The sequence below is a fragment of the Achromobacter animicus genome (assembly GCF_040775605.1).
In the GTDB taxonomy this organism is placed as follows: domain Bacteria; phylum Pseudomonadota; class Gammaproteobacteria; order Burkholderiales; family Burkholderiaceae_B; genus Achromobacter; species Achromobacter animicus.
Genome location: NZ_JAYGJK010000001.1, coordinates 2862743 through 2889373 on the forward strand (window position 1 = coordinate 2862743; position 26631 = coordinate 2889373).

23 protein-coding genes are annotated in these 26631 nt (G+C 65.5%); 13 read left to right on the top strand and 10 right to left on the bottom strand.

Features of this window, described 5'->3' with window-relative positions; translation table 11 throughout:
- Positions 1 to 57: 57 nt before the first annotated feature.
- On the bottom strand, positions 58 to 1020 hold the full coding sequence (locus AB3147_RS12980; protein WP_367352098.1) for a DMT family transporter: 963 nt from the start codon (positions 1018 to 1020) through the stop codon (positions 58 to 60).
- A 93-nt stretch (positions 1021 to 1113) separates the two neighbouring features.
- On the opposite strand from AB3147_RS12980, the gene AB3147_RS12985 reads away from it, so the two are divergent.
- From AB3147_RS12985 to AB3147_RS13015, 7 genes are all read left to right on the top strand, one after another.
- Positions 1114 to 2001, top strand: coding sequence for a LysR family transcriptional regulator (locus tag AB3147_RS12985; RefSeq protein ID WP_175121693.1), 888 nt, complete (start codon positions 1114 to 1116; stop codon positions 1999 to 2001).
- Positions 2002 to 2340: 339 nt separating this feature from the next.
- Positions 2341 to 3387: a TRAP transporter substrate-binding protein gene (locus AB3147_RS12990; protein WP_367352099.1), complete on the top strand. Its 1047-nt coding sequence runs from the start codon at positions 2341 to 2343 to the stop codon at positions 3385 to 3387.
- Positions 3388 to 3518: 131 nt separating this feature from the next.
- A complete protein-coding gene (locus tag AB3147_RS12995; RefSeq protein ID WP_175121692.1) occupies positions 3519 to 4139 on the top strand; it encodes a TRAP transporter small permease subunit in 621 nt (206 codons plus the stop codon).
- Positions 4136 to 5419, top strand: coding sequence for a TRAP transporter large permease (locus AB3147_RS13000; protein WP_367352100.1), 1284 nt, complete (start codon positions 4136 to 4138; stop codon positions 5417 to 5419). The genes AB3147_RS12995 and AB3147_RS13000 overlap by 4 nt, the downstream gene beginning before the upstream one ends.
- Before the next feature lie 66 nt (positions 5420 to 5485).
- Positions 5486 to 6169, top strand: a complete 684-nt coding sequence (locus AB3147_RS13005; protein WP_367352101.1) for a DUF2848 domain-containing protein — start codon at positions 5486 to 5488, stop codon at positions 6167 to 6169.
- Positions 6170 to 6259: 90 nt separating this feature from the next.
- Positions 6260 to 7609, top strand: a complete 1350-nt coding sequence (locus AB3147_RS13010; RefSeq protein ID WP_175122008.1) for an amidase — start codon at positions 6260 to 6262, stop codon at positions 7607 to 7609.
- A 28-nt stretch (positions 7610 to 7637) separates the two neighbouring features.
- Entirely contained in the window at positions 7638 to 8444 is an 807-nt protein-coding gene (locus tag AB3147_RS13015) for a putative hydro-lyase (RefSeq protein ID WP_175121689.1), read from the top strand.
- Between the two features lie 37 nt (positions 8445 to 8481).
- Here the strand turns inward: AB3147_RS13015 and AB3147_RS13020 are convergent, their stop codons facing one another.
- The 5 genes from AB3147_RS13020 to AB3147_RS13040 all read right to left on the bottom strand — a co-directional run bounded on the left by AB3147_RS13020 (position 8482) and on the right by AB3147_RS13040 (position 14199).
- Positions 8482 to 9783 (bottom strand): alpha/beta hydrolase, encoded by a 1302-nt coding sequence (locus AB3147_RS13020; RefSeq protein WP_367352102.1) that lies wholly within the window; start codon positions 9781 to 9783, stop codon positions 8482 to 8484.
- A gap of 236 nt (positions 9784 to 10019) precedes the next feature.
- Entirely contained in the window at positions 10020 to 11090 is a 1071-nt protein-coding gene (locus AB3147_RS13025; protein ID WP_218343708.1) for a porin, read from the bottom strand.
- 332 nt (positions 11091 to 11422) lie between these two features.
- Positions 11423 to 12724 carry a TRAP transporter large permease gene (locus AB3147_RS13030; RefSeq protein ID WP_367352103.1) on the bottom strand — a complete coding sequence of 434 codons (1302 nt, stop codon included), beginning with the start codon at positions 12722 to 12724 and terminating at the stop codon, positions 11423 to 11425.
- Positions 12717 to 13217 carry a TRAP transporter small permease gene (locus AB3147_RS13035; protein WP_175121685.1) on the bottom strand — a complete coding sequence of 167 codons (501 nt, stop codon included), beginning with the start codon at positions 13215 to 13217 and terminating at the stop codon, positions 12717 to 12719. Before AB3147_RS13035 ends, AB3147_RS13030 begins: the two co-directional genes overlap by 8 nt.
- A 7-nt stretch (positions 13218 to 13224) precedes the next feature.
- Positions 13225 to 14199 carry a TRAP transporter substrate-binding protein gene (locus tag AB3147_RS13040; protein ID WP_367352104.1) on the bottom strand — a complete coding sequence of 325 codons (975 nt, stop codon included), beginning with the start codon at positions 14197 to 14199 and terminating at the stop codon, positions 13225 to 13227.
- 293 nt (positions 14200 to 14492) lie between these two features.
- On the opposite strand from AB3147_RS13040, the gene nudC reads away from it, so the two are divergent.
- The 3 genes from nudC (at position 14493) to AB3147_RS13055 (ending at position 19622) form a co-directional block, all read left to right on the top strand.
- Entirely contained in the window at positions 14493 to 15263 is a 771-nt protein-coding gene (nudC, locus tag AB3147_RS13045) for an NAD(+) diphosphatase (protein ID WP_175121683.1), read from the top strand.
- A gap of 137 nt (positions 15264 to 15400) precedes the next feature.
- Positions 15401 to 15910 carry a winged helix DNA-binding protein gene (locus tag AB3147_RS13050; RefSeq protein WP_191578669.1) on the top strand — a complete coding sequence of 170 codons (510 nt, stop codon included), beginning with the start codon at positions 15401 to 15403 and terminating at the stop codon, positions 15908 to 15910.
- Between the two features lie 88 nt (positions 15911 to 15998).
- Positions 15999 to 19622 carry a hydantoinase B/oxoprolinase family protein gene (locus AB3147_RS13055; RefSeq protein WP_367352105.1) on the top strand — a complete coding sequence of 1208 codons (3624 nt, stop codon included), beginning with the start codon at positions 15999 to 16001 and terminating at the stop codon, positions 19620 to 19622.
- Positions 19623 to 19647: 25 nt separating this feature from the next.
- Here AB3147_RS13055 and AB3147_RS13060 read toward each other — a convergent pair whose 3' ends face one another.
- Positions 19648 to 20682, bottom strand: coding sequence for a C45 family autoproteolytic acyltransferase/hydolase (locus AB3147_RS13060; protein ID WP_367352106.1), 1035 nt, complete (start codon positions 20680 to 20682; stop codon positions 19648 to 19650).
- Between the two features lie 168 nt (positions 20683 to 20850).
- Here AB3147_RS13060 and glnH point away from each other — a divergent pair, with 168 nt between their 5' ends.
- From glnH to glnQ, 3 genes are all read left to right on the top strand, one after another.
- The gene (gene glnH, locus AB3147_RS13065; RefSeq protein ID WP_175121679.1) at positions 20851 to 21603 is read left to right on the top strand and encodes a glutamine ABC transporter substrate-binding protein GlnH; all 753 of its coding nucleotides are present in this window, start codon (positions 20851 to 20853) and stop codon (positions 21601 to 21603) included.
- Positions 21604 to 21768: 165 nt separating this feature from the next.
- Positions 21769 to 22425: a glutamine ABC transporter permease GlnP gene (glnP, locus tag AB3147_RS13070; protein WP_175121678.1), complete on the top strand. Its 657-nt coding sequence runs from the start codon at positions 21769 to 21771 to the stop codon at positions 22423 to 22425.
- Positions 22422 to 23150 (top strand): glutamine ABC transporter ATP-binding protein GlnQ, encoded by a 729-nt coding sequence (gene glnQ / locus AB3147_RS13075; protein WP_175121677.1) that lies wholly within the window; start codon positions 22422 to 22424, stop codon positions 23148 to 23150. The genes glnP and glnQ overlap by 4 nt, the downstream gene beginning before the upstream one ends.
- 67 nt (positions 23151 to 23217) lie before the next feature.
- Here glnQ and AB3147_RS13080 read toward each other — a convergent pair whose 3' ends face one another.
- From AB3147_RS13080 to gmk, 3 genes are read right to left on the bottom strand one after another with little or no spacing between them, the layout of a single operon-like run.
- On the bottom strand, positions 23218 to 25512 hold the full coding sequence (locus tag AB3147_RS13080; protein ID WP_175121676.1) for a RelA/SpoT family protein: 2295 nt from the start codon (positions 25510 to 25512) through the stop codon (positions 23218 to 23220).
- A 22-nt stretch (positions 25513 to 25534) separates the two neighbouring features.
- Positions 25535 to 25738: a DNA-directed RNA polymerase subunit omega gene (gene rpoZ / locus AB3147_RS13085; protein WP_006219679.1), complete on the bottom strand. Its 204-nt coding sequence runs from the start codon at positions 25736 to 25738 to the stop codon at positions 25535 to 25537.
- Between the two features lie 44 nt (positions 25739 to 25782).
- On the bottom strand, positions 25783 to 26415 hold the full coding sequence (gene gmk, locus AB3147_RS13090) for a guanylate kinase (protein WP_175121675.1): 633 nt from the start codon (positions 26413 to 26415) through the stop codon (positions 25783 to 25785).
- Positions 26416 to 26631: the final 216 nt, after the last annotated feature.

The window sequence follows — 26631 nt, forward strand, 5'->3', positions numbered from 1 at the left end:
ATTGTACGGGAGGCGGCCGGCCCGCGATTTCGAATCTGTCGCCGTTCAACGCCGGGCTTACGTGCCGCGGGCAGCCCGCGCCGCCGCGGCGCTTTGCGCGCGACCCCGGCGCCATTCGATCATGCCGATCCCCACGCCGCTGGCGCAGATGATGGCGATGCCCAGCCAGGTCAGCGGGTCGGGAAAATGGCCCCATACCAGCCAGCCCACGGACGTGGCGCTGATGATCTGCAGGTAGATGAACGGCGCCAGCGTGGACGCCGGCGCGCGGCGGTAGGCGGCGATCTGGAACAGGTGGCCCACGCAGCCCGTGATGCCGGTGGAGATCAGCACGGCCCAGTCGAACGCCGACAAGGCCTGCAGGAACGGTAGCGCGGGCGGCAGGATGAAGGGCAGGGCAAGGGTCAGGCAGATCGTGCCCACCGCACCGCTCCAGATCAGCGAGGTGAACGGATCGTCGCCGGCGACGCGGCGTGTGGCGATGAACTGGGCCGTGAAGCAACAGGCCGTCAGCAGGCCGAAGATCGTGCCCACCGGGTGCAGGCCGCCGCCGGGGCGGATGACGATCAGCACGCCGACAAAGGCGATGCCCGCCGCGACAAAGCGTGACATGCGCGCGGGTTCCTTCAGGATCCAGGGCGCCAGCGACAGCACGAGCAACGGCGCCAGGAAATTGATGGACGTGGCCTCGGCCTGGGGGATGTAGCTCAGCGTCGTGAAGAACATGAGCGTGGCCAGGAACATCGAGCCGCCGCGGATGAGCTGCTCGCGCGGCTTGGTGCTGCGCAACACGCGCATGCCGCGCGCGGGCAGCACAAGCGCCAGCACAAGCACCAGGTGGATGGCGTAACGGAACCACGACAGCACGAGCAAAGGTACGCCCGCGTCCATGACCCACTTGCCGCTCGCGTCCAGGCACGACAGGGTCCACATCGACAGCACCAGCAGCAGCACACCGATCATCGGGCCGCGCGCGGCGGACGCGCCGGGGCGCGGGCGACCGTTATCGGCCGGGGACATGGAGGGTACTCCTTTCAGCGTGCACGAGGCATGGCGCCTTTGGGGCGATGGGCGGCTGACATGATACGCTCATCGCGCCGGGGGAAAAGGCCAATGATAGAACTACGCAACGTCGAAACGTTTTTCTGGGTCGCCACGCTGGGCAGCTTTCGCGCCGCGTCCGACAAACTCAACACTACGCAACCCGCCGTCTCGCAGCGCATCGCTTCGCTTGAGGCCGACCTGGGCGTCAAGCTGTTCGAGCGTGATGCGCGCGGCGTCAAGCTGACCGCCAAGGGACACGAACTGCTGTCGCATGCCGAGCGCATGCTGCAGGTGCGGCGCGACATGTTCGAAGCCGCGCGCGAGCAGAACGTCATGTCGGGAACCGTGCGCATCGGCGTGGCCGAGACCATCGTGCAGACTTGGCTGCCCGCGCTCATTGAACTGATCCACGCGACGTATCCCGCGCTGGTGCTGGAAATCGAAGTCGATACCACGCATGTGCTGCGCTCGCACCTGATGTCGCGCCAGATCGATCTGGCGTTTCTGATGGGGCCGGTGCTTGAAGCACGGGTCGAGAATCTGCCGCTGTGCACCTATCCGCTGGCGTGGGTCGCCAGTCCGCTGCTCGATCTGGGTCCCGAGCCCCTGACACTTGCGACGATCGGCAAGCTGCCGATCATCACGTATCCCTCCAACAGTTCGCCGTACCGCGTGGTGCGCGACATGCTGACCCGTGCGGGTGTCACGTCGCCGCGCATGTATGGCAGCGCCTCGATGTCCATGGTGGTGCGGATGACGCAGGACGCCATCGGCACCAGCGTGATCGCGCCCGTGTTTCTGGGCAAGGAGCTGGCGCGCGGCGAGTTGCGCATTCTGCAGGTGCAGGCTGATCCGCTGCCCGAGTTGAGCTTCACCGCCACGTGGGTGCAAGGGCCGGACAGCCATGCCGTGCGCGTCATCGCGCAGATGGCGCAGAAGGTTGCCGCGCAGACCTGACCGGCAATTTGGCCGTAGGTGTTTTCCCGAGCGGGCGGCGTCGCGGATTGCTTGTTGCATAAGCGAGAAGGGGGCCGCCGCGATTGCCCGTCGGCCGCAAAGCCGCGCCGATGCGTCGTTTGCGCGGATTGGCGCCGCCGCACGCCGCGAGACCCAAAAAATATTTATACCCCCATATCGGAACTTACGATTGGACGCTCGCCGCCCCTGACGCTGCAATGGCGCTCATAACGGAGTAGCGGCTGGATACACATCCGAGACCACCGATTCCTACCGGCGCGCAACCAGGACAACGGGATCCCGCGCGCGGCACACGATCCCGCAGCCAGGAGTTTTTCCATGAAGAAGTCCCTTGCTTTTGCCGCCATCGCCGCCAGCCTTCTGGCCGGCGCCGTCCACGCCCAGGACCTTCCCAAGACCCACTTGAAGATCGTGGGCGGCCTGTCCAACCTGACCGCCTACAACGACTACGAAAAGCCGTTCTGGACCAAGACCATTCCCGAGCAGTCCAAGGGACAGGTCACGGCGGAGATCAAGGGCTTCAATGAAATGGGCTTGAAGGGGCCCGAGCTGCTGCGCCTGATGTCGCAGGGCGTCATCGAATTCGGCACCGCCACGCTGTCCTACTTTGCCAGCGACAACCCGATCAACGAAGCCATCGACCTGGCTGGCCTCGCGCCCGACGTCAAGACCGCGCGCGCCGTGACCGAAGCCTTCGAGCCCGTCTACGCCAAGCTGTACGGCGAAGGCAACAACGTCAAGTTGCTGGGCATCTCCACCTATCCGGCGCAGGTGCTGTTCTGCAATGCCGAGATCAAGGGCCTGGCCGACATCAAGGGCAAGAAGGTCCGCACCAGCAGCCGCACCACGGCCGAATTTGTCGAAGCACTGGGCGGTTCGAGCGTGACGATGGCCTTCGGCGAAGTCGTTCCCGCGCTGCAGAACAAGGTGGTCGATTGCGCCATCACGGGTTCGCTGTCGGGCTACTCCGCCAAGTGGTACGAGGTGTCGACGCACCTGGTGGCGCTGCCGATCAACTGGAACCAGCAGATCCATGCCGTCAACCAGAAGGCCTGGGACAAGCTGGATCCGAAGGTGCGCACGTTCCTGCAGGACAACGTCAAGACGCTGGTCGACAACATCTGGGATGCCGCCGCGCGCCAGACGCAGGAAGGCTATGACTGCAACACTGGCGCGGCTGCGTGCCCGTACCCGGTCAAGGGCAAGATGGTCCTGGTGCAACCCTCCGACGCCGACAAGGCGTTGCTCAAGAAGGTGGCGCAAGAGGCCGTCCTGCCCAAGTGGGCCGCCCGCTGCTCGGCGCAGTGCGTGAAGGACTGGAATGCCACGGTCGGCAAGACGCTGAACCTGACCGCCAGCAAGTAAGCGCCAGGACGCGCCGGCCCACGGGCCGGCGCGAACTCCGGCCGGTGATGGCGCGCGGTGGTCCGTGACCTTGGCATGAGGTCCGCGGCGCCCGCACGCGATGGCAGGCCGTGCCACCTGAGGTTCCATTCATGACTCAAACCGAACACTTCCGTCTGCTCGGCGGCCTGTTGCGGCGCGCGGAAAGCTTTTCCCGCGCTGCCGTATGGGCCGGCGGCGCCCTGACCGTGGCCAGCGTGCTGCTGATCTCTTTCGACGTGCTGGCCCGCAAGTTCCTGGGTTTCACGACCGGGGGCGCGGACGAACTGTCCAGCTACGCGTTTGCCATCAGCACCTCCTGGGCGCTGGCGTTTGCCACGCTGCAGCGCGCCAACGTGCGCGTCGACGTGCTCTATCAATATTTGCCCGTGCGCCTGTCGGCCGTGCTGGACTGGATTTCCATGGTGGCGCTGGCCGTCTTCATGGTGTTTCTGACGTATTACGCGTACGACGTGGTGGTGACGTCCTGGACGCAGAAGTCCGCGGCCAACACGCCGCTCGCCACGCCACTGTGGATTCCACAGGGATTGTGGGTGCTGGGTCTGGCATGGATGTGCATCACGGTCGCGCTGATGCTGGCGCGGGCATCCGCCGCGCTCGTCACGGGCGATATCGAACTGGTCAAGCAGATCTGCGGCGTGCGTTCGGCGCAGGAAGAGGCTGACGAGGAAGCCGCCGCGGGCGAGCGCATGGTGAAGGGAGAAGCCGCATGATTGCCACCGCTTTGACACTGCTGCTGGTCCTGATCGGCCTGTCGATCCCCGTGGGCGCTGCGCTTGGCGTCCTGGGCCTGATCCTTGACCCGATGTTCTCGATGTTGCCGCTGACGCGCGCCATCGGCGAGATCTCCTGGAGTTCTAACAACGAATTCCTGCTGGTCGCGATTCCGCTGTTCATCATGCTGGGCGAGGTCCTGTTGCGCGCCGGCTTTGCCGAACGCATGTACAGCGCGATGAGCCTGTGGCTGTCGTGGCTGCCGGGCGGGCTGATGCACGCCAACATCGGCGCCTCGACGCTGTTCTCGGCAACCTCCGGCTCCAGCGTGGCAACGGCCGCCACCGTGGGCACCGTCGCCATTCCGCAGATCCGCAAGTATGGCTACAACGAGCCCCTGTTTCTCGGCAGCCTTGCCGCGGGCGGCACGCTGGGCATCCTGATTCCGCCATCGATCAACCTGGTCATCTATGGCGTGCTGACGAACTCGTCGGTGCCCAAGCTGTACCTGGCCGGCATCATCCCCGGGTTCGCGATGGCGGCGCTGTTCATGCTGACCGTCGTGATCGCCTGCGTGGCCAAACCGTCGTGGGGCGGCAAGAAGATCCACGCAACGTGGGGCGAACGGATCGCCAGCCTCGTGCATCTTGCGCCGCCGCTGGGCATCTTCTTCCTGGTGGTCGGATCGATCTACGCGGGCCTGGCAACGCCGACCGAGGCCGCCGCGCTGGGCGTGCTGGGCGCGTTCATCCTGGCCGCGTGGTTCCGCCGCCTGACGTGGTCGATGCTGCGCGAGGTGATGGAGGGCACGATGCGGTCCACGGCCATGATCATGCTGATCGTCATTGCCGCCAGCTTCCTGAACTTCGTCATGTCGGCGACGGGATTGACCGATGCGCTGACCAAGTCGATCACCGGCCTCGGCCTGTCCCCCGGCTGGATGCTGCTGATCGTGGTGATCTTCTATCTGGTGCTGGGCTGCTTCATGGAAACGCTGTCGATGATGATCACGACGATCCCCATCGTGGCGCCCATCATGATCGGCCTGGGCTATGACCCGATCTGGCTGGGCATCGTCATCATCGTGCTGGTGGAAGCGGCCCTCATCACGCCGCCCGTGGGCCTGAACCTGTTCGTCGTGCAAAGCCTGCGCAAGAGCGGCTCGATGAGCGCCGTGATCGTCGGCAGCCTGCCGTTCGTGGCGGCCATGTTCGTGATGCTGGCGCTGCTGGCGTTCTGGCCCGACATCGCGTTGTGGCTGCCGCGCGTCTTCAGTTGATGACTCTTTGATTCCGGCGCGGCCCGTCGGCCGCGCCGCTTCCCACTCCTTCTTCGCAGGACTGATATGAAAGCCGTATTCAAGATCGACGACGCCAATCCCCGCCAGGTGGAAGTGGCCTTCAACAGCGTGATCGTGGCGGGCTGGGCCGGGCGTGACATGGCTGCCATCGAACACCACATCGAGGAACTGGCCGCCATTGGCGTGCCGCGTCCGAGCAGCGTGCCGCTGTACTACCGCATCGCCGAGAACCAGCTTACGCAGTCGGCCAACGTGCAGGCGCTGGGCGAGGAATCGTCGGGCGAGGTCGAGACGTTTGTTTTTGCGATTGATGGCGAGATGTACGTCAGCATCGCGTCCGACCATACCGACCGCAAGCTGGAGACCGTCAGCGTGGCGATGTCCAAGCAGGTCTGCGTGAAGCCCGTGGGCGCCGAAGCCTGGCGGCTTGCGGACGTGGCGGGGCACTGGGACGAGCTGATCATCCGCGCCTACATCGTTGAGAACGGCGAAAAGGTGCTGTACCAGGAAGGGCCGCTGTCCACGTTGCGCACGCCGCAGGACCTGATCGCGGGCTACACGGGCGGCGGCGCCGTGCTGCCGGAAGGCGCTGGCATGACCTGCGGCACGGTGGCCGCCATCGGCGGCATCCGCCCGGCCGCGGATTTCACGATGGAACTGCACGATCCGCGCCTGAACCGCACGCTGCGCCACCGCTATCATGTCGAGTCGCTGCCCGTGGTCGCCTGATGGCTGCCACGCTCGGCGCTGAATCCGGGCGCGTTCCCCGCGAAGGCGTCCGTCCGAACACTTACGCCGCCAGGCGGCATTAGGACAATGATGGTTTCGACCCTGAATGATCTGACCTCGGCCCTGCGTGAGGGCCGCAGCACCTCCGTCGCATTGACCGAAGCCGCGCTGGCGCGGGCTCAGGATCCGGCGGGCGAGGGCGCTCGCGCCTTCACCAAGCTCTACGCCGATTCGGCGCTGGCGCAGGCGCGCGCGTCGGACACGCTGCGCGCGGCCGGCATCGTGCGGTCCGCGATCGAAGGGTTGCCCATCAGCATCAAGGACCTGTTCGACATCGCGGGCGAGACCACGATGGCCGGTTCCGTGGCGCGCGAAGGCGAGCCGGCGGCCGAAGCGAATGCCGAGGTCGTGCAGCGCCTGATTGCTGCGGGCGCCGTCATCATCGGCCGCACCAATATGACCGAATTCGCGTATTCGGGCCTGGGCATCAATCCCCACTACGGCACGCCGCTGAACCCGTACGACCGCGCCACCGGCCGCATTCCCGGCGGCTCGTCGTCCGGTGCGGCGGTGTCGGTTGCGGACGGCATGGCCGTCGCGGGGATCGGGTCGGATACGGGCGGCTCCGTGCGCATTCCTGCCGCCCTGTGCGGCCTGACCGGGTTCAAGCCGAGCGCCTGGCGGGTGTCCATGCAGGGCGTGCTGCCGCTGTCGGCCAATCTGGATTCCATCGGCCCCATCGCCGCCAGCGTGCGGTGCTGCGCCGAACTCGACGCCATCCTGTCGGGCGATGCGGGTCCCTTGCCGCAGGCGCTGCCCGTGCGTGGCCTGCGTCTGGCCATTCCGACGACGCTGGCGCTGGACGCCATGGACAAGCATGTCTCCGACACCTTCGCGGCGGCGGTGCAACGCCTGGAGGACGCCGGTGCGCTGATCGACCGGATCGAGATTCCTGAATTCGCCGAACTGGCCGCCATCAACAGCAAGGGCGGTTTCACCGCCGCCGAAGCCTGGGCCTGGCACCGCGACCTGATCGCGCGCGCGGGCAAGCGTTACGACCCGCGCGTTGTCTCGCGCATCATGCGCGGCCAGGATATGACGGCCGCCGATTACATCGAACTGCTCGATGCGCGCGAGGCGTGGGTAGCCGCGGTGGACCACCGCATTGCCGGTTACGACGCGCTGATCATGCCCACGACGCCCATCGTGGCGCCGCCGGTCGCGGACCTGCAGGGTTCCGACGAAGCCTACTACGCCGCCAACGGACTCATCCTGCGCAATCCCACCCTCATCAATTTCCTGGACGGCTGCGCGCTGTCCTTGCCCTGCCACGCGGCCGGCACGGCGCCCGTGGGCCTGATGATCGCGGCCAGCAATGGTGCGGACCGCCGCGTCCTGGGCATCGGCCTGTCAGTCGAAGACCTGTTCGTCGCGCGCTGAGCGGCGCTTACCTGCCACGAGAGAACCCATGCCAGAAGCCGATAACGTTAGAACCAGCCTCGCGCTTGCCCGCCAGGCGCGGCTGGATGCCCGCAGCGGCCGCCTGACGGGTCCCACGGCGAATCTGGCGCCTGGGCACGTTCAGGCCAACCTGGCGATTTTGCCGCGCGCGCTGGCGGCGGATTTTCTGCACTTCTGCCAGCGCAATCCCAAACCGTGCCCGTTGCTGGCCATGTCCGAGCCAGGTGACCCGGCGTTGCCGGAGCTGGGCGCGGACATCGACATCCGCACCGACATCCCGCGTTACCGCGTCTGGAAGGACGGCGAACTCGTGGCGGAGCCGACGGACGTGCGCGACCTGTGGCGCGACGATCTGGTGTCCTTCCTGATCGGCTGCTCGTTCTCTTTCGAGGAGGCGATGCTGGACAACGGCCTGCCCGTGCGTCACATCGAGCAGGGCAGCAATGTGCCCATGTACCGCACCAACATCGCAACGCAGCCGGCTGGCGTGTTCGGCGGTCCGCTGGTGGTGTCGATGCGGCCCCTGAAGGCCGCCGACGCGATCCGGGCGATCCAGGTGACGTCGCGGTTCCCGTCGGTGCATGGCGCGCCCGTTCACATTGGCGATCCGTCGCTCATCGGCATCGCGGATATCGATGCCCCCGATTACGGCGATCCCGTGGAGATCCGCCCTGGCGAAATGCCGGTGTTCTGGGCGTGCGGCGTGACGCCGCAATCGGTGGTGGCGGCGGTGCGGCCGGAATTCTGCATTACGCATGCGCCCGGCCACATGCTGGTCACCGACCTCATCAACAGCCGCATGGCGGTGTTCTGATCCGGGCGCGGCCCGAGGGTGGTTTGTCGGCGGGGCGTCAGCGCTGTTGCATCAGCGCCTTCACGCGCTGGTCGTAGTCGGGCGGAAAGGTCCAGAAGCGCATGCCTTGCTGCGTAAAGCCTTCCTGCAGTCCGCGCTCGGCCGGCGCCTTGTGCCACAGGAACTGCATCAGCACGTCGCTGCTGACCCACGCGTTGCCGAACCAGAAGCTGTGGGCGCGGCGATTCAGATCGGGGATGGCGCGCGGATCGACCCAGATCATGTCGAAGTTCAGCCGCTGCGAGGCGGCATTGACAAAATCCACCTGCTCCTCGGTCAGATCGTCCGCATCGGGCCGGCCGGCCCGTGACGCCCGCTGGTGGCGCGCCGCGAAACGCAAGGCGCGATCACCCAGATTGGCGCCCAGGCTCACGCGTTCGGTCAGGTCGATGTACTGCCGCAGGTCCGTCACGAACCGGTAGGTGTCCTCGTCGGGCGCCGCAAAATAGATCTGGCCCAGGCGCAGCCGCGCGCGCAATGCCTCGCGGCTTTCGCCTTCGCGGGGCTGCGCCAGGGTGGCAAGCCCTTCACTGGCGATGCGCGCGCCCGCGCTGAACGCCAGCACGTTGATGTGCTCGGCATTCGTGTTGCGCGCGAGCAGTTCCAGCAGGCGCGCGAAGGCGGGCACCGATGCCCGCGCGGTGCGGACATCCGTGGCGTAGGACAGCAGACTGCCGGCGGACGGCCACAGAAAGGCCAGGACGACCGCCTGCCGGCCCGTAAAGTGATGAAACTGCGCGGCCTGCGCGGTGCCGCGCCATACGGCATTGTTGAAGCCGTGCACGTACACGATCAGGTCGCGGTGCCGGCTGACCGCCAGGGCGTCGTTGATTAGCGCGAAGTAGGCCTGGGCCTCTGGGGACGTCTCCGCATCGCTTTGCGGGGTGAGGGCGACAAGCTCCTCCATGCGCTCCAGGCTGAGCACCGGCCGGCCGCGCTGGCTGCCCGAGGCCGAAAGCTGGCGCAATTGATCCCAGTCCAGCGTCCCGTCGCCAATCTGCACTTCGGCAACGCCCATGCGCAGCGTGTCACTGGGAAAAATGGAATAGAACGGTTGGCGCGATTCCAGGAAGACGGCGCGGTTGGTGGCGTAGAGCAGGGGAATCGACGTGCCGTCGAGCGCGGTCTTGTGCGCAAACGGCTCCACCTGGCCGGTCGTGAACTTGACCGGCGTGGGCATCAACTGCACGGGTGAGGAGCAGGCGGCCAACAGCGCGGTGAAGCACGCCGCCAGGACGGCGCGGGCGGCCCACCACGGGCATAGCGGCGACGCAAGTGAGCGGGCTTCGAGAAAGCGCATGCGATGGGCCCGGTGCGTGTTGGGGGTTGGCGCGAATCGGCGAAGGGACGCGAGGATTGTCGCCGTGGTTCCGGCGGCGATCAAGGGGGAGGGAAAACGTGTGGCGCGGCTGCGAATGCCGCCGGGGGGGAGAGACTGCCGGGGGATGCGGGGAGGGGCGCCGCCCCGGTTGGGGACGCGGGGCGGCGGGGTCAAGCGCCGGCCCGTGAGGGGGCCCGCGCTTGGGGGGAACGGGGTTAGAAAATGTGGCGGTAGCCCACGGCCGCGCCGAACTGGTTGCTCTTGCCCGCGATTTCGCCGCTGGCGGCATCGCTGACCTTGTTCCAGTCGACGGTGCCGTACAGTTGCGAGCGCTTGGACAGCGAGTATTCGGCCACGGCGACCAGCGCATAGCGCTTGCCCTTGTCGCCTTCGACGACGACGTTCTCGCTGCGGTCGTAGTAGGCGGCGCCCGTGATGGCCCAGCGCGGGGTGGCCTGCCAGGTCACGCCGGCGAAGTAGCCGTTGTCCTTGCGGTCCAGGCTGGCGGTAGTGGTGCCGCCCATGACGCCGTTGACCCAGCCCGTTTCATCGCGGCCGTTGAAGTAACCCGCGAAGACCTTGGCCGACTCGAACTGATAGGACGCGTTCAGGTTCCAGGCGCGCTGGCGCTCGTCGGAATCGGTGGCGGCATAGGTTTGCTGCCACGCGGCGCCCAGGCCAAGCTGGCCGATCGTGTAGCGCAGGCTGGCGCCGTACTGCTGGCCGGCCTTGCGGTCTTCCCAGTCGTCGCCGTTTGCCCAGGATGCCACCACGGCCAGATTGCCGAACGTGTTGGCGTATTTGGTCATGTTGTTGGTGCGCACGCGCGACATGGCGGCGGGCAGCCAGGCGTTCTGTTCGTAGTTGCCGACGGTCAGCGGGTCGAAGTAGTCGGCCAGCAGGTCGAACATGGGGGTGTTCTGCAGGCCGAGCGTCAGCGTGCCGATGCTGCCGCCGTCCAGGCCGACATAAGCCAGGCGGCTGAAGGCCTTGGACGTGTCCGATCCCCGGCCGTTCTGCAGATTGATGCCATTTTCCAGGCGGAAGAAGGCGCGGTTGCCGTTGCCCAGGTCTTCGGAGCCGCGCAGGCCCCAGCGGCTGTTGGAGATGGCGCCGTTTTCCATGGAGATGCGGCTGCCGTCTTCGCCCACGGCGCCCGAGCTGGTGCTCAGGTAGCGGATGCTGACGTCGGCGATGCCGTACAGGGTGACGCTGGTTTCGGCGCTTGCCGCGCCGGCGGCCAGGCCAAGGCCGGCCGCAGCCAGCGATAAGGTGATGCGCTTCATGTTGGACTCCTCCAGGTGTAGCTGATTTGTGGTTGCGCCGCGCTTGTGGCTTGGCTTGCTGCGCCCGGCGGTTGGCCGGATGCCTGGCCGCTGCACCGACGCCAGGGTTGGCGCGGGTCCGGAGCAGAGGCCAGCTTGCAGAAATGCGCCGTGCCGTTGCCGGACACGAGCGACTGGGGATTCTAAGTAAGTTGGGGGATGGCGAATATCGAAAATATTCGGCGTTTTCCCGGGTTTACAGGCCGATAAACCCGCGCCGCCCCGTTGACGTGCGAACTGAAAAGAAAAAACCCCGTTCGCGGGAACGGGGTTTTTGTGGCGTCAGCGCGACGTTACAGCGTCATGTGCAGCGGCAGCCAGGTGGCGATGCCAGGCACCGCATAGAGCAGCAGCACGGCCGCGATCATCAGGAAGAACATCGGCAGCGATGCGCGCGCGATGTAGGGCAGTTCACGTCCGCTCATGCCGGACAGCACAAACAGGTTGAACCCCACCGGCGGCGTGATCTGTGCCATTTCCACCACGAACACGATGAAGATGCCGAACCAGATCAGGTCGATGCCCGCGGCCTGCACCGTCGGCAACAGCACGCCCATGGTCAGCACCACGATCGAGATGCCGTCCAGGAAGCAGCCCAGGATGATGAAGAACACCATCAGCGCCATGATCAGGCCGAACTGCGACAGGCCCAATCCGCCGATCCATTCCGCCAGCGCGCGCGGCAGGCCGATATAGCCCATCGCCAGCGTGAGGAACTGCGCACCCGCCAGGATCAGGGCAATCATGCAGTACAGCCGGGTGGCGCCCAGCAGCGACTGCATGAACGTCGAGCCGTTCAGCGATCCCTGCAGCGCCGACAGGATCAGCGCGCCCACCACGCCCACCGCCGCCGCTTCCGTGGCGGTGGCGATGCCGGTGTAAATCGATCCCAACACCGCGCCGATCAGGAGCAGCACTGGAATCAGGTGACGCGAGCGTGACAGCTTCTGCATGAAGGTCAGGCCGGGATCCGCCGCCGGCACCTGGCCGGGATTGCGGATGGCCCACCAGGCGATGTAGCCGCTGAACAGCAAGGCGAGCAGAATGCCCGGAAGGATGCCTGCGATGAACAGCTTGGCGATCGACACATCCGCCGCCACCCCGTACACGATCATGATGATCGAGGGCGGGATGAGCAGGCCCAGCGTGCCCGCGCCGGACAGCGTGCCGAGGATCTTTTCCTCGGGGTAGCCGCGGCGCGTCAGCTCGGGGATGGTCATCTTGCCGACCGTGGCGCAGGTGGCCGCGGACGACCCTGACACAGCCGCAAAGATTGCGCAGCCGATCACGTTCGTGTGCAAGAGGCGCCCCGGCAGCCGGTTCAGCCAGGGCGCCAGCCCCTTGAACAGGTCTTCGGACAGCCGCGTGCGGAACAGGATCTCGCCCATCCACAGAAACAGCGGCAGGGCGGTCAGCGTCCAGCTGGACGAGGCGCCCCAGATCGTGACGGCCATGGCGTCGCCGGCCGGACGGCTGGAGAAGATCTCCATGCCGATCCACGCGGTGCCCGCCAGCGTCAGGCCGACCCAGACGCCGCAGCCGAGCAGGACGAAGATCGAAACGACCAATAAGGTAATGACGAGAAGTTCATTCATGGGTTTGCTGCGAGGTGGCGGCGGCGACGCCGCGCGAACGGCGGACCAGCTCATCGACGAGGGCGACGAAGAACAGGACGGTGCCGACGGCCATGGTCGTCTGCGGGATCCAGAGCGGCGTGGCGTCGTTCGACGTGGACACGTCGTTGAACAGCCAGGAGTCGTAGGTCAGTTTGATGCTGAAGAAGGCGAAGGCGGCGGCCAGCAGGCAGCCGACGGCCAGCGCGAAAATGTCCAGACGGCGGCTGCCAGCGGGATTCAGCGAATTGAGCAGCAGCGTCACACGGATGTGTTCACCGTGCTTGAAGGTGCTGGCCAGCGCAAGGAAGCCCGCAGCGGCCATGAAATACCCGGCATAGGCGTCCGTGCCGGGTATGTTGAAGCTAAGCTGGCGGGCGATGATCGCCGCCAGCACCGAGACGAGCACACCTATCGTGCACAGGCCGGCCAGCAGGCCGGCCGCGCCGTACAGGCTATCTAGAAAACGGCGCATGGCGAAATCACTGCTTCTTGTAAGCGTCGATCATGGCCTGGCCGTCCGCACCGGCCTTCTTGAGCCAGTCTTCAAGCATGCGCTTGCCGATCACGCTCAGGCCTTCCTTGAGCTCGACGGTGGGCTGGATGGTTTCCATGCCGTTCTTGGCGAGCTCGGCCTGGTACCACTTGTTCTTTTCCTGCGACAGCTTCCAGCCGCGTTCCTCGGCCTGCGCGCCGGCTTTCTTCAGCGCTTCTTGCGTGGTGGGATCCAGCGCGTCGAATGCCTTCTTGTTCACGATGATGGCGTTCTTGGGCAGCCAGGCCTGGGTGTCGTAGAACTTCTTGATGTACTCGTACGTCTTGGTGTCGTAGCCGGTGGACGCCGACGACATGTACGAGTCAATCACGCCGGTGGCGAGCGCCTGGGCCAGTTCGGCCTGCTGCACGGTCACGGGCTGCGCGCCGACCAGTTCGGCGATCTTGGCCGTGACGGGGCTGTAAGCGCGCCACTTCAGGCCCTTCATGTCGTTGATCTGCTTGATGTCCTTGTTGGCGAAGATGCCCTGGGGCGGCCATGCCACCGCATACAGCAGCGTCATGCCTTGCGAGGCCAGCTTCTTTTCCAGGAACGGCTTTTGGGCCTGATACAGCTTGAACGAGGCGTCGTAGCCGGTGGCCAGGAAGGGCAGGCCGTCCAGTTCGTAGATCGGGTCTTCGTTGGCGAAGTTGGTCAGCAGGATCTCGCCGATCTGCGCCTGGTTGCCTTGCACCGCGCGCTTGATTTCGGGCGCCTTGTACAGCGAGGCATTGTTGTGCAGCGTGATCTTGAGCTTACCTTGCGACAGCGAATCGACGTCCTTGATGAAGGTCGTCAGGTTCTCGACGTGGAAGTTGCTGGCCGGGTAGGCGCTGGGCAGATCCCACTTGGTCTGGGCCTGTGCGCCCGCGCTGAATGCCAGGACGATGCTGCCGGTCAACAGCGAGATTTTCTTGTACATGGTGGTCCTTCTTTGCGAATGATGAAGACGGGTCTGACCCGATAGGCATTGCGAAAAAAAGAAAGCGCGGCGCCGCGTCGCGCCGCCTGAATGCCGTGCCATTCTATGTTGCTGTGCGGTAACAAAGCGCGGGAAATCGCCTTATTACGGGTAATTCCTAGGGGGACTTGTTGTTCATTGGTTGAAGGTTCAATGACCCCGCGAAGTTTGCGTTGCGCGCCGATGGCAAGCCATCCGGCGCGCATTTTTTTCTTCTAAGATTGCGGAATCGCAGATGTGGTGAAGAGGGTCGCGTGAATTTCGTTTTTCGCCGTGATGAGTTGCTGGTCGAAGCATCGTCCAGCGTGTTGCCGGATGCGGCGTTGTGTGAACGCATTGGCTTGGCGGCTGCGGCTCTGCAGCCGGTCTGGATGGAAACCGGGTCGCCGTATCGCACGGTCTGCGTCGACCCTGGCCTCGAAGCGCCCGAAGGCTACGCCTTCAAGAAGCTGCGTTCGCTCTTCGGCGTATTCGACGACGAAGGCATGGCGCTGGCCGGCCGAGCCTATCAGATCGCCGAATGGGCGCGCACCCACCGGTTCTGCGGCGCCTGCGGCACGCCCGCCGAACGTGTGGCGCACGAATTCTGCCTGCGCTGCCCGGCCTGCGGCCTGTCCGCGTATCCGCGCATCTCGCCGGCCATGATGGTCCTTATCCGCAAGGGCGACAGCATCCTGCTGGCGCGCCATGCCAATGGGCCAGCGGCGCGCTACACGGCGCTGGCCGGCTTTGTGGAACCCGGCGAAAGCATCGAGCAGACGGTCCATCGGGAGGTCTTCGAAGAAGTCGGCCTCAAGGTCGGCAATCTGCAGTACTTCGGCAGTCAGCCGTGGCCGTTCCCGCATTCGCTCATGGTCGCGTTCACCGCGGACTACGTGTCAGGCGACATCCGCATCCAGGAAGACGAGATCGCCGACGCCCGCTGGTTCGGCCCGGGCGACGAGATGCCCGACATCGCGGCCCGCATTTCCATCGCGGGCTGGCTGATCCGGGCCAATCTGCCCATGGGCTGGACCGCACCGTAAGGGGCCGCGGCGCCGCCCGTGCGGTAGGGGTATTCCCTCAAAACGAGGGATTTTTTCCGGCGATCGAGTATTTTTTATTGATGAAATGTAGATAAATTATTAGTATTTCGCTCAGTTAAACCTCGCCGTCCGCTCCTATGACCCCCACTTTGATTGCCTCGTCGGCGCATCTTGCCGGCGGCAGCGCGCCCGATCTATCCGAGGTGGAGTTCGGCCTCATGATCGCCAGCCACGCATTCGACCGCTGGACCGTGCGGTGCATGGCGGCCGCAGGCCTGCCCGATCTCACGCCCACTGACGTGATGGTGTTTCACCACGTCTACCACCGCGAGCGGCCCAAGAAGTTGGCGGACATCTGCTTCACGCTCAACGTCGAAGACACCCACATCGTCAGCTATGCGCTAAAGAAATTGGACCGGCTGGGCGTGGTACGCGGCGAACGCAGCAGCAAAGAAGTCTTCTACAGCGTCACGCCCGAGGGCGCGGCGATTCTCAAGCGCTACGGCGAAATCCGCGAGCAATGCCTGACCGCCGGCCTGGATGGGCCGGGCGGCGGCGGTCTGGAGTTCAGCCGGCAACTGGCGCACACGCTGCGCGCGCTGTCCGGCCTGTACGACCAGGCGGCCCGCGCCGCGACATCTCTCTGAACCCAACATGCGGGGCAACGCCCCGATCTGTCAGCAACCCGACCGTGGCCGAACGCGCTCCGGCGGTCTCTTGTTTTCAAGGACACCTATGAAGTGGCAATTCTGGATTGACCGTGGGGGCACCTTCACCGACATCGTGGCGCGCCGTCCCGATGGCACGACCACCACCGCAAAGATGCTGTCGGAAAACCCCGAGCAGTACCGCGACGCCGCAGTGGCCGGCATCCGCAAGCTGCTGGGCATCGCACCCGGCCAGCCGGTGCCCGCCGACCAGGTCGAGTGCGTGAAGATGGGCACCACGGTGGCCACCAACGCGCTGCTCGAGCGCAAGGGCGAACGCACCTTGCTCGTCACGACGCGCGGCTTCCGCGATGCGCTGCGCATCGCCTACCAGAACCGCCCGCGGCTTTTCGACCGCAATGTGCTGCTGCCCGAGATGCTGTACGAATCCGTGGTCGAGGCGGACGAGCGCGTCGCAGCGGACGGAGAGGTCATCCAGCCGCTGGACGAAGCCGCGCTGCGCCGCGACATGCAGGGAGCGTACGACGACGGCATCCGCGCGGTCGCCATCGTCTTCATGCACGCCTGGCACGCCACCGGCCACGAACAGCAGGCCGCGCGCATCGCCAACGAGATCGGCTTTACCCAGGTGTCTGTGTCGCACGAGGTCAGCCCGCTGATCAAGTTCGTCTCGCGCGGCGACACGACCGTGGTGGACGCCTACCTGTCGCCCATCCTGAAGCGCTACGTCGATCAGGTGGCCGGCGAACTGCCGGGTATCCGGCTCATGTTCATGCAGTCCAGTGGCGGCCTGACCGACGCGCATCGCTTCCGCGGCAAGGACGCAATTCTCTCGGGCCCGGCCGGCGGCATCGTCGGCATGGTGCGCACCAGTGAAATCGCCGGTTTTCCGAAGGTGATCGGCTTTGACATGGGCGGCACGTCCACCGACGTGTCGCACTACGCGGGCGAGTTCGAACGCGAATTCGAAACCCAGGTGGCCGGCGTGCGTATGCGCGCGCCGATGATGAGCATCCATACGGTCGCAGCCGGTGGCGGCTCGATCCTGCATTTCGACGGCGCGCGGCTGCGCGTCGGCCCCGATTCCGCGGGCGCCAATCCGGGGCCGGCGTGCTATCGCCGCGGCGGTCCGCTGGCGGTGACGGACTGCAACGTCCTCCTGGGCAAGATCCAGCCCGATTTCTTCCCGAAGGTGTTCGGACCCGATGCCAACGAGGCCCTGGACCGCGACGCCGTGGTCGAACGCTTTTCGGCCATGGCTGATGAAGTGCGCGCCGCCACGGGCCGCGAGATGTCGCCCGAGCAGCTTGCCGAAGGCTTTCTCGAGATCGCCGTGGGCAACATGGCCGAAGCCATCAAGCGCATCTCGGTGCAGCGCGGCCATGACGTGACCGAGTACGCGCTGACCGTGTTCGGCGGCGCGGGCGGACAGCACGCCTGCCTGGTGGCCGACGCGCTGGGCATGACGACAGTGTTCGCGCACCCGCTGGGCGGCGTGCTGTCGGCCTATGGCATGGGGCTGGCGGATCAGACCGACATGCGCCAGAAGACGGTCGAGAAGGTGCTGGACGCGAGCCTGATGGGCGAGTTGAAGGACGAACTGGATGTTCTGGCGGGCCAGGCGGTCGGCGAACTGCGCCGCCAGCACGTCGCCGAAGCGGACATCACCGTGCAGCGCCGTCTGCACTTGAAGTACCGGGGCACCGACACCGCGCTGGAAGTGGCGTACTCGGACCTGGATCAGGCGCGCCGCGACTTCGAAGCCGCCTACCGCCAGCGCTATTCGTTCCTGATGCCCAACCGCGAACTCGTGGTCGAGACCATCTCGGTCGAGGCGACGGGCGGCGGTGAGCGCGTTGGCGAAGCGTCCACGTCGCGCACCCGCGAAGGCGCGCTGACAGCCCGCCGCGTGGTCAGCATGTACAGCGCCGGCGCTTGGCGCGACACGCCGCTTTACGTGCGTGAAGACATGGCCGGCGGCGATGTGGTTGCAGGCCCCGCGATCATTTCCGAGCCCAACCAGACCACGGTCGTCGAGCCCGGCTGGCAGGCCGAACTGACGGCGCAGGATCACTTCGTGATCCGCCGCGTGGAAGCGCGCCGCGAGCAGCGCAAGGTCGGCACGCAGGCGGATCCCGTCATGCTCGAGGTCTTCAACAACCTCTTCATGTCGATCGCCGAGCAGATGGGCTACCGCCTGCAGAACACGGCGTACTCGGTCAACATCAAGGAACGCCTGGACTTCTCTTGCGCCATCTTCGACGCGCAGGCCCGCCTGATCGCCAACGCGCCGCACATGCCGGTGCACCTGGGTTCCATGGGCGAGTCCGTGCGCACGGTCATGAACGCCAATGCCGGCAAGATGATGCCCGGCGACGCGTACGTCGTGAACGATCCGTATCACGGCGGCACGCACTTGCCTGACGTCACGGTCATCACGCCGGTATTCGACAAGGCGGGGCGCGAGATCCTGTTCTACGTGGGATCGCGTGGCCACCACGCCGACATCGGCGGCACCACGCCCGGCTCGATGCCGCCGGATTCCAAGACGGTCGAAGACGAAGGCGTGCTGTTCACGAACTTCCAGCTCGTCAAGGACGGCGAGTTCCGCGAAGCGGCCGCGCGCGGGATCCTGGGATCGGGCCGCTGGCCGGCGCGCAACCCGGATCAGAACATCGCCGACATGCACGCGCAGATCGCCGCCAACGAAAAGGGCGTGCAGGAACTCTTGCGCATGTGCGATCACTTCGGCCTGGATGTCGTGCGCGCCTACATGGGCCACGTGCAGGACAACGCCGAAGAGGCCGTGCGTCGCGTGATCTCGGTGCTGAAGGACGGCAGCTACGAATACCCGCTGGACAACGGCGCGGTGATTCGCGTGGCCGTACGGGTGGACACCGAAGCGCGCAGCGCGGTGGTCGACTTTACGGGCACCTCGGCGCAGCTGGACAACAACTTCAACGCGCCGGGCGCGATCGCCGTGGCCGCCGTGCTGTATGTGTTCCGCACGATGGTCAACGACGACATCCCGCTGAACGACGGCTGCCTGGTGCCGCTGTCCATCATCGTGCCGGAAGGCTCGATGCTGCGTCCGAACCCGCCGGCTTCGGTGGTCGCGGGCAACGTGGAAACGTCCATGTGCATCGTCAACGCGCTGTATGGCGCGCTGGGCGTGCTGGCCGCCAGCCAGGGCACCATGAACAACTTCACGTTCGGCAACGCGCGCCATCAGTACTACGAGACCATCTCGGGCGGCACGGGTGCGGGTCCGGTGCGCATCGACGCGGCGGGTCCCCACGACGAAGGGTTTGCGGGTACGTCGGTCGTTCAGGCGCACATGACCAACTCGCGCCTGACCGATCCGGAAGTGCTGGAGTTCCGCTTCCCGGTCCGTCTGGAGTCCTACGAGATTCGCAAGGGCTCGGGCGGCAAGGGCCGGTATCCCGGCGGCGACGGCGGCATACGCCGCATCCGTTTCCTGGAAGACATGACCGCGGCCATCCTGTCGAACAACCGGCGGTACGCGCCGTTCGGTCTGGCGGGCGGCGAGCCGGGCGCCATGGGCCGCAACACGGTTGAACGCGTGGACGGCACCATCGAGGAACTCGGTCCGCAGGACAGCGCGCAACTGCGTCCGGGCGATGTCTTCGTGGTGGAAACGCCCGGAGGCGGCGGTTACGGCGCGCAGTGATGCACGCCAGGATGTCCAGTCCCGATCACTCGGGATCGGACATCACGTCCAGCGCGATATCGGCGCGTGCCTTACGGTCGTAGACGCGCAGGACGACCGCCTCATCGGTTATTTCGAACATCGCCGTCGCCAAGGTGTTCTCGTCATCGGGATCGTCCTTGGCGGTCCGCAGGATCGGCAGCTTGCCCTCAGTATCGAGCAGGGCAGCCAGCATGTCGGCGCTGCCCGATTCCGGCAGCCATCCATCCACCAGGCCTTCGATCCGGTTCTGCCGCGCCCGCGACGAATCGGTGACGATCTGCGCCTGGCCGCGGGTGGCCGCGTGCACCATGTGGTTGGCGTGGCCGTAGCGCCGGCCGATCTCCTGAATGGACACCGAACCCGGCGTGACCTCGGCGCTGAGCAGGCGCGGGTCCGACGCCGCGCCCAGCGTGTGATGAAAACCGCCGGCGTGGGGCAGGTCGTGCAGCAGCGCCACCGCCTCGTCCAGCGTCGTGCAGTCCAGGACCGCGCGCGCTGCGAACATGCGGGGCACGCCCGCATGGCGTTGCCGTGTACGCAGGTTGTTGATGGTCTGCACCAGGCCCACGCGATTGGCGGCGAAGGTGTGGCCGGGCAGGGAGCCCGGGTAGTAGAAGCTGAGATAACCCGGCGCGTCGTCCAGCGCCACGTCCACCAGATGGCAGCGGCCATACAGATAGGGGTCGCCGTCCTCGTTGTGGCCGATCCAGCGCGTGCCGTCGGCGGTGCGCAAGGCGGCCGACGTGCAGCCATCCGTGGTGCTGTGCAGCAGATCGCCGCGGCAATGCCATAGCAGCACGTCCTTGAGCGGCATGCGCAGGCCTTCGGCCAAACCTTCGAGTTCTTCCCAGATCTCGGGCAGGGCGGCCTGCGTCTGCTGCGCCAGCTCGTCGACGAAAGGATGACCGCGCCAGGGCCGCAGGGCTTCCCAGGTGCCGCTCTGTTCCAGATAGGACCCCATGATGGGACGGGCCAGCTTGCCCAGCGCCACGCCGACCTGGCGGCGGTTTCCAGCGATGCGTACGTATTTGCAGGCCATCGAAAACCTCCGGATGTCTCGCGGATTGTACGGGGTCTGCCGTTCCGCCGGGCTCCATCCGATGCGTTAAGATCGTCGATAAGTTGCGCCGGCGAACCCGGCGCGGCCCAGGAATCATGCCCTTACAACAAGCCCGGGGTGCCTGCCGCTCCCCAAGAGGAGAGTTTCATGATCAAACGTAAAGTCGCCGCCGCTATGGTGGGCCTGTCCCTGACCCTGTTCGGCGCCGCGTCGGCCGCTCAGGCCCAGGGCAGGGAATTGGTGGTGGCCACCGATACCGCTTTCGTGCCGTTCGAATTCAAGCAGGGCAACACGTACGTCGGCTTCGACGTCGATCTGTGGGCGGCCATCGCGAAGGAACTCAACCTCAAGTACAAGCTGCAACCGATGGACTTCGCCGGCATCATTCCCGGCCTGCAGACCAAGAACATCGACGCCGCGCTGGCGGGCATCACGATCCGCGACGACCGCAAGAAGGTCATCGACTTCTCGGATCCCTACTACGAAAGCGGCCTGGCCATCCTGGTGGGCGAAAAGAACACCGACATCAAGGACGCCAAGTCCCTGGCCGGCAAGACCGTCGCCGTCAAGACGGGCACCGCGACCGTGGACTTCCTGAAGGCCCAGGTGCCGGACGCCAAGCTCAAGCTGTTCCCCAACATCGACAACGCGTACCTTGAACTGGCCACCGGCCGGGTCGATGCCGCCGTCCACGACACGCCGAACGTCCAGTATTACGCCAATACGGCCGGCAAGGGCCGCGTGAAGGTGGTCGGCTCGGTCAAGAGCGGCGACTTCTACGGCATTGCCTTCCCGAAGGGCAGCGAACTGGTCCCCGAGGTCAACAAGGCGCTCGCCAACCTGAAGGCCAGCGGCGAGTACGACGCGATCTACACCAAGTGGTTCGGCAAGAAGCCCTGACCGGCTCGGCAAGCGGCACTTTTCACGGACGCGCCGTGTAAGCCGCGGTGAAGGACCGGGTCCGGCGCGTTGCCGGATTCGGTGGTGGCAAGCGCCACCGCTCCCGACCGCGAGGCGCGTCCGCCATGATGCGGGCGCGCCGCTGCGCGCCATAGGGGGAAGATCGTGGAGTTTGACTGGGCTGTCATCGAGGAAGCGTTACCCAATCTGCTGACGGGTACGCTCATGACCATCAAGATCACGTTCTGGGGCCTGGCGGGCGGCTTTCTGCTCGGGGCGCTGTCGGGCGTGACGCGGGCCTACGGGAACGCGATCTTGTCGGGCATCGCGCAGGTCTATGTCGCGGTCATCCGCGGCACGCCGATCGTGGTGCAGGTCATGTTCATCTACTTTGCGCTGCCGCTGCTGGCAGACATCCGGGTCGACGCCGAATTCGCGGCGATCGCCACCCTCATCATCAATTCGGGGGCGTACATCTCGGAGATCGTGCGGGGGGCGCTGCTGTCGGTCCATAAGGGCCTGAAGGAAGCAGGGCAGGCGATGGGCCTGCCGTTTCACAAGATCCTGCTGCACATCATTGGTCCCGTTGCGTTCCGGCGCATGATTCCGCCGCTGGGCAACCAGTGCATCATCAGCCTTAAGGATTCGTCGCTGTTCATCGTGATCGGCGTGGCGGAACTGACCCGTCAAGGGCAGGAAATCATGGCCAGCAATTTCCGGGCGGTCGAAATCTGGTCCGCCGTGGCGATCATCTATCTGATCCTCACGGGGCTGATGGCGTTGACCCTGCATCTGGTCGAAAAGAGGATGCGCATCATATGAGCATGGTTGAATTTCATAACGTCACCAAACGCTTTGGCGACTCGACGGTGCTGAACGGCATCTCGCTCAACATCGATGCTGGCGAGGTCGTGGTGGTGGTCGGGCCGTCAGGCTCGGGCAAGTCCACTTTCCTGCGTTGCATCAACGTGCTGGAGACGATCAACGACGGCGACCTGCTGGTCGATGGCCTCAGCGTGAAAGGCGACCCGGCCACCGTACGCGAGATCCGGCGCGAGGCGGGCATGGTGTTCCAGCAGTTCAATCTGTTCCCGCAGATGACGGCACTGGAAAACGTCATGTTCGGACCCGTCCACACCCGGGGTCAGAGCCGCGACGAGGCCCGTCAGCTTGCTCAGGGGTTGCTGGCAAAGGTGGGGCTGGCCGAACGCATGAATCACTACCCTTCGGAACTGTCCGGGGGGCAGCAGCAGCGTGTGGCAATTGCCCGCGCGCTGGCGATCATGCCCAAGCTGATGCTGTTCGACGAGCCCACGTCTGCGCTGGATCCCGAGCTGCGTCACGAAGTGCTGAAGGTCATGCGCGACCTGGCGGAGGAAGGGATGACGATGGTGGTCGTGACGCACGAGATGGAATTCGCGCGCAAGGTCGGCAGCCGGCTGATCTTCATCGATGCCGGCAAGATCGCTCATGATGGTCCGCCGGAGGAGCTGCTCAGCAATCCGCCCAGCCAGCGCTTGAAGGACTTTCTGCAGCACGTGACCTGACGTGACGTAAAAAAGGCGTCCGGCTTGGGGCCGGACGCCTTTTTAGGTTGGCGCGGTAAGGAGGGCCTCAGCCCTTCACGCGGACGATCTTCTGCACCTGCGGCACGTGCCGGATGGCGCGGATGACCTGGGCCAGATGCTTGCGGCTGTCGACCTGGATGGTCAGGTGCAGCGACACGGTGGACACGGCGTCGTCGTGCATCGTGACATGCATGATATTGGCGTCGGCGGCGGTAACTTCCGCTGCCAGCCGTCCCAACACGCCGCGTTCATTGCGCGTGACGATGTCCAGACGCGTCGCCAGATGCTTGGCGGTCTGCGCGTCCCAGCCCACGTTGATCCACCGCTCGGGCTCGCGCAGGCGCTGGCGCAACGCGACGGGGCAATCGGCCGTGTGCACCACCAGGCCGTGACCCATGCGCATTCCGGCCACGATGGGATCGCCGGGCAGCGGACCGCAGCAAGGCGCCAGCTGCACCGCCTGGCCTTCGTTGCCCTGGATCAGGATGGGGGCGCTGCGCGCCGAGGTCAGTTCGTCGACCGCGGCGGCCGTGGTGGCGACCAGTTGGTGCTCCGGCGCAAATCGGCGGGCAACCACCGCGGCAAGCCGCTTGCCCAGTCCGATGTCGGCCAAAATTTCCTCGCGCGAACTGGCGCCGGTGCTGCGCGCCAGCTTTTGCCAGCCCGGGTCGTCGGTGGCGGGCAAAGGCATGTGCAATTCCTGCATTGCCTGGGCCAGCAATCGTTCGCCGAAAGCCACCGACTCTTCGTACTTGACGGTACGCAGGTAGTGGCGGATTTCAGAACGCGCCCGGCCGGTGCGCACATAGTTCAGCCATTGCGCATTGGGGCGCGAGGCCGGCGACGTGACGATTTCCACGGTGTCGCCGCTGCTCAGTTCGGTGCGCAGCGGCACGAACTCGCCATTGACCTTGGCCGCGACGGCCTGATTGCCGATGTCGGTGTGAATCGCGTAGGCGAAGTCGACGGGCGTGGCGCCGCGGGGCAGCGAAATGATCTTGCCGCGCGGCGTAAAAACGTACACGGCGTCCGGGAACAGGTCGACCTTGACGTGCTCGAGGAATTCGCCTGAATCGCCGGTCTGGCTCTGGATGTCCAGCAGCGATTGCAGCCACTGGTGCGTGCGCTTCTGCAGATCGTTGAGCGTCAGGTCCGCGCCCTTGTACAGCCAGTGCGAGGCGACGCCTTCCTCGGCGACGTGGTGCATGTCGCGCGTTCGGAACTGGAACTCGACCGGCGTGCCGTAGGGGCCGACCAGCGTCGTGTGCAGGGACTGATAGCCGTTCACCTTGGGGATGGCGATGTAGTCCTTGAACTTGCCGGGCACCGGGCGGAACAGCTGATGCAGCGTTCCCAGCGCCAGATAGCACTCGGGCAGCGTGTGGACCACGATGCGGAAACCGTAGATGTCCAGCACGTCCGAGAAGGACTTTTTCTGGTCGACCATCTTGCGGTAGATGCCGAACAGCGTCTTTTCGCGGCCGCTGACTTCGGCCTCGATGCCGGCGGCGGGCAGGGCGGCCCTTACGGAGTCGGCGATCTTGGTGATGACCTCGCGGCGGTTGCCGCGCGCAGCCAGGACGGCCTTGTACAGCACCTGGTAGCGGTTCGGGTGCATCGCGGCAAAGCACAGGTCCTGCAGTTCGCGGAACAGCAGGTTCAGGCCGAGCCGATGCGCGATCGGCGCATAGATGTCCAAGGTTTCGCGGGCGATGCGGCGGCGCTTTTCGGGATTGACCGCGTCCAGCGTGCGCATGTTGTGCAGCCGGTCGGCCAGCTTGATGAGGATGACGCGCACGTCGCGCGCCATCGCCAGCAGCATCTTGCGGAAGCTCTCTGCCTGTTGTTCGGCCTTGGTGGCGAAGTCCAGGCGGTCCAGCTTGGACAGGCCATCGACCAGCTCGGCGACTTCCGGACCGAATTTCTCGGCCAGCTCGTGCTTGGCGATGCCCTGGTCTTCCATCACGTCGTGCAGCAGGGCGGCAGACAGCGCGTTGACATCGAGCTTCCAGCCCGCGCAGATTTCGGTGACGGCGATGGGATGAGAGATGTAGGGCGAGCCGCTGGCGCGGAACTGGCCCAGATGCGCCTGGTCCGCAAAGCGATAGGCTTCGCGCACGCGCTCTACATCATTCTTGTCGAGATAGCTGCCGATGATTTCGGTCAGCGGCGCCAGCGAGGCGACCGGGGATCCGGTCGCGTCCGCCGCTTCTTGTGCGGCGACGGACGGTGGCGTGGGGGAGTTCTTGTCTTTCTTGCCCGTGCGGCGCCCGAGACGGGAGCCGGCACGTAGTGCGGCAAGCAGACCAGATGAAGCGTACTTCAGCCCGGGAAAAGCCATGCTTGCAGCCCCCCGGAGCGTATCAGGTGGGAACTTTACGCAGCATTTCCACGCCGGTGAGTCCGCCAGCGATTTCGCGCAGGGCCGTGACCGTGGGCTTGTCCTTGCTGTCCAGGCGCGGGGCGTGGCCTTGCGCCAATTCACGGGCGCGGTACGTCGCGGCCAGCGTGAGCTTGAAACGATTGGGGATTTGATTCAGACAGTCTTCGACAGTGATGCGAGCCATTAGGACACCTGGTGCTGATGGATGATGGGGAGAATGCGTTCGGCTCAGTGTTCGGCCGGGATGCCAAGTTGAGCGAACAACTCTGCATGACGGGCGGCCTGAGATGAAAAACGCAGCCGTGCGGCGCTGACGATTTGGGTCAGCTCCGACAGGGCTACGCTAAATTCTTGATTAATAATAACATATTCGCATTCAGGCGCATGGGCGATTTCGCCGCCTGCGGCCATCAACCGGCGAGCGATGACTTGGGGCTCGTCCTGGCCGCGCGCCTTGAGGCGGCTTTCGAGCTCGTCGATGGACGGGGGCAGCACGAAAATGCCGATCGCGCGCGGAAAACGCTGCTTCACCTGGCGCGCGCCTTGCCAGTCGATTTCCAGCAGCACGTCGCGTCCCTGGCTGGTCGCCTCGTCGATGCGGTCGCGGGGCGTGCCATAGAAATTGCCGTGGACTTCGGCCCATTCCAGCAGGTTCTGCGCTTCGCGCATGCGCTTGAAATCGTCGATCGACACGAACCGGTACTCGCGGCCGTCTTCTTCGCCGGGGCGGGGCGCGCGCGTCGTGCAGGAAATGGAAAGCAGGATGGAGGAGTCCTGGGCAAGCAGGGCCTTCACGAGGCTGGACTTGCCGGCGCCGCTGGGCGCGACGACCATGAAGACGTTTCCGGGAGTGGCGTGCATGAATGAATGTGACCGGCTGTGATGCTGAGACTCGAAGAATAGCAAATCGCGCGGTTGGCCGCGCGGTCCGGCAACGCGTGAATCCGTGCCGGGCCGACGTTGAACCCAGGCGGCCGGCCCGCCGTGTGCGGGGCACGACGGGCTGGTCATCCCTTTAGCGGGAATGTAGAAAGTGTGTCGCGCCTGGAACCTTCGCTTGCAGCATCCGTAAGACGA

Coding starts and splice junctions, on each gene's coding strand:
- AB3147_RS12980 (WP_367352098.1), bottom strand. CDS start 1,020: ATGTCCCCGGCCGATAACGGTCGCCCGCGCCCCGGCGCGTCCGCCGCG.
- AB3147_RS12985 (WP_175121693.1), top strand. CDS start 1,114: ATGATAGAACTACGCAACGTCGAAACGTTTTTCTGGGTCGCCACGCTG.
- AB3147_RS12990 (WP_367352099.1), top strand. CDS start 2,341: ATGAAGAAGTCCCTTGCTTTTGCCGCCATCGCCGCCAGCCTTCTGGCC.
- AB3147_RS12995 (WP_175121692.1), top strand. CDS start 3,519: ATGACTCAAACCGAACACTTCCGTCTGCTCGGCGGCCTGTTGCGGCGC.
- AB3147_RS13000 (WP_367352100.1), top strand. CDS start 4,136: ATGATTGCCACCGCTTTGACACTGCTGCTGGTCCTGATCGGCCTGTCG.
- AB3147_RS13005 (WP_367352101.1), top strand. CDS start 5,486: ATGAAAGCCGTATTCAAGATCGACGACGCCAATCCCCGCCAGGTGGAA.
- AB3147_RS13010 (WP_175122008.1), top strand. CDS start 6,260: ATGGTTTCGACCCTGAATGATCTGACCTCGGCCCTGCGTGAGGGCCGC.
- AB3147_RS13015 (WP_175121689.1), top strand. CDS start 7,638: ATGCCAGAAGCCGATAACGTTAGAACCAGCCTCGCGCTTGCCCGCCAG.
- AB3147_RS13020 (WP_367352102.1), bottom strand. CDS start 9,783: ATGCGCTTTCTCGAAGCCCGCTCACTTGCGTCGCCGCTATGCCCGTGG.
- AB3147_RS13025 (WP_218343708.1), bottom strand. CDS start 11,090: ATGAAGCGCATCACCTTATCGCTGGCTGCGGCCGGCCTTGGCCTGGCC.
- AB3147_RS13030 (WP_367352103.1), bottom strand. CDS start 12,724: ATGAATGAACTTCTCGTCATTACCTTATTGGTCGTTTCGATCTTCGTC.
- AB3147_RS13035 (WP_175121685.1), bottom strand. CDS start 13,217: ATGCGCCGTTTTCTAGATAGCCTGTACGGCGCGGCCGGCCTGCTGGCC.
- AB3147_RS13040 (WP_367352104.1), bottom strand. CDS start 14,199: ATGTACAAGAAAATCTCGCTGTTGACCGGCAGCATCGTCCTGGCATTC.
- AB3147_RS13050 (WP_191578669.1), top strand. CDS start 15,401: ATGACCCCCACTTTGATTGCCTCGTCGGCGCATCTTGCCGGCGGCAGC.
- AB3147_RS13055 (WP_367352105.1), top strand. CDS start 15,999: ATGAAGTGGCAATTCTGGATTGACCGTGGGGGCACCTTCACCGACATC.
- AB3147_RS13060 (WP_367352106.1), bottom strand. CDS start 20,682: ATGGCCTGCAAATACGTACGCATCGCTGGAAACCGCCGCCAGGTCGGC.
- glnH (WP_175121679.1), top strand. CDS start 20,851: ATGATCAAACGTAAAGTCGCCGCCGCTATGGTGGGCCTGTCCCTGACC.
- glnQ (WP_175121677.1), top strand. CDS start 22,422: ATGAGCATGGTTGAATTTCATAACGTCACCAAACGCTTTGGCGACTCG.
- AB3147_RS13080 (WP_175121676.1), bottom strand. CDS start 25,512: ATGGCTTTTCCCGGGCTGAAGTACGCTTCATCTGGTCTGCTTGCCGCA.
- rpoZ (WP_006219679.1), bottom strand. CDS start 25,738: ATGGCTCGCATCACTGTCGAAGACTGTCTGAATCAAATCCCCAATCGT.
- gmk (WP_175121675.1), bottom strand. CDS start 26,415: ATGCACGCCACTCCCGGAAACGTCTTCATGGTCGTCGCGCCCAGCGGC.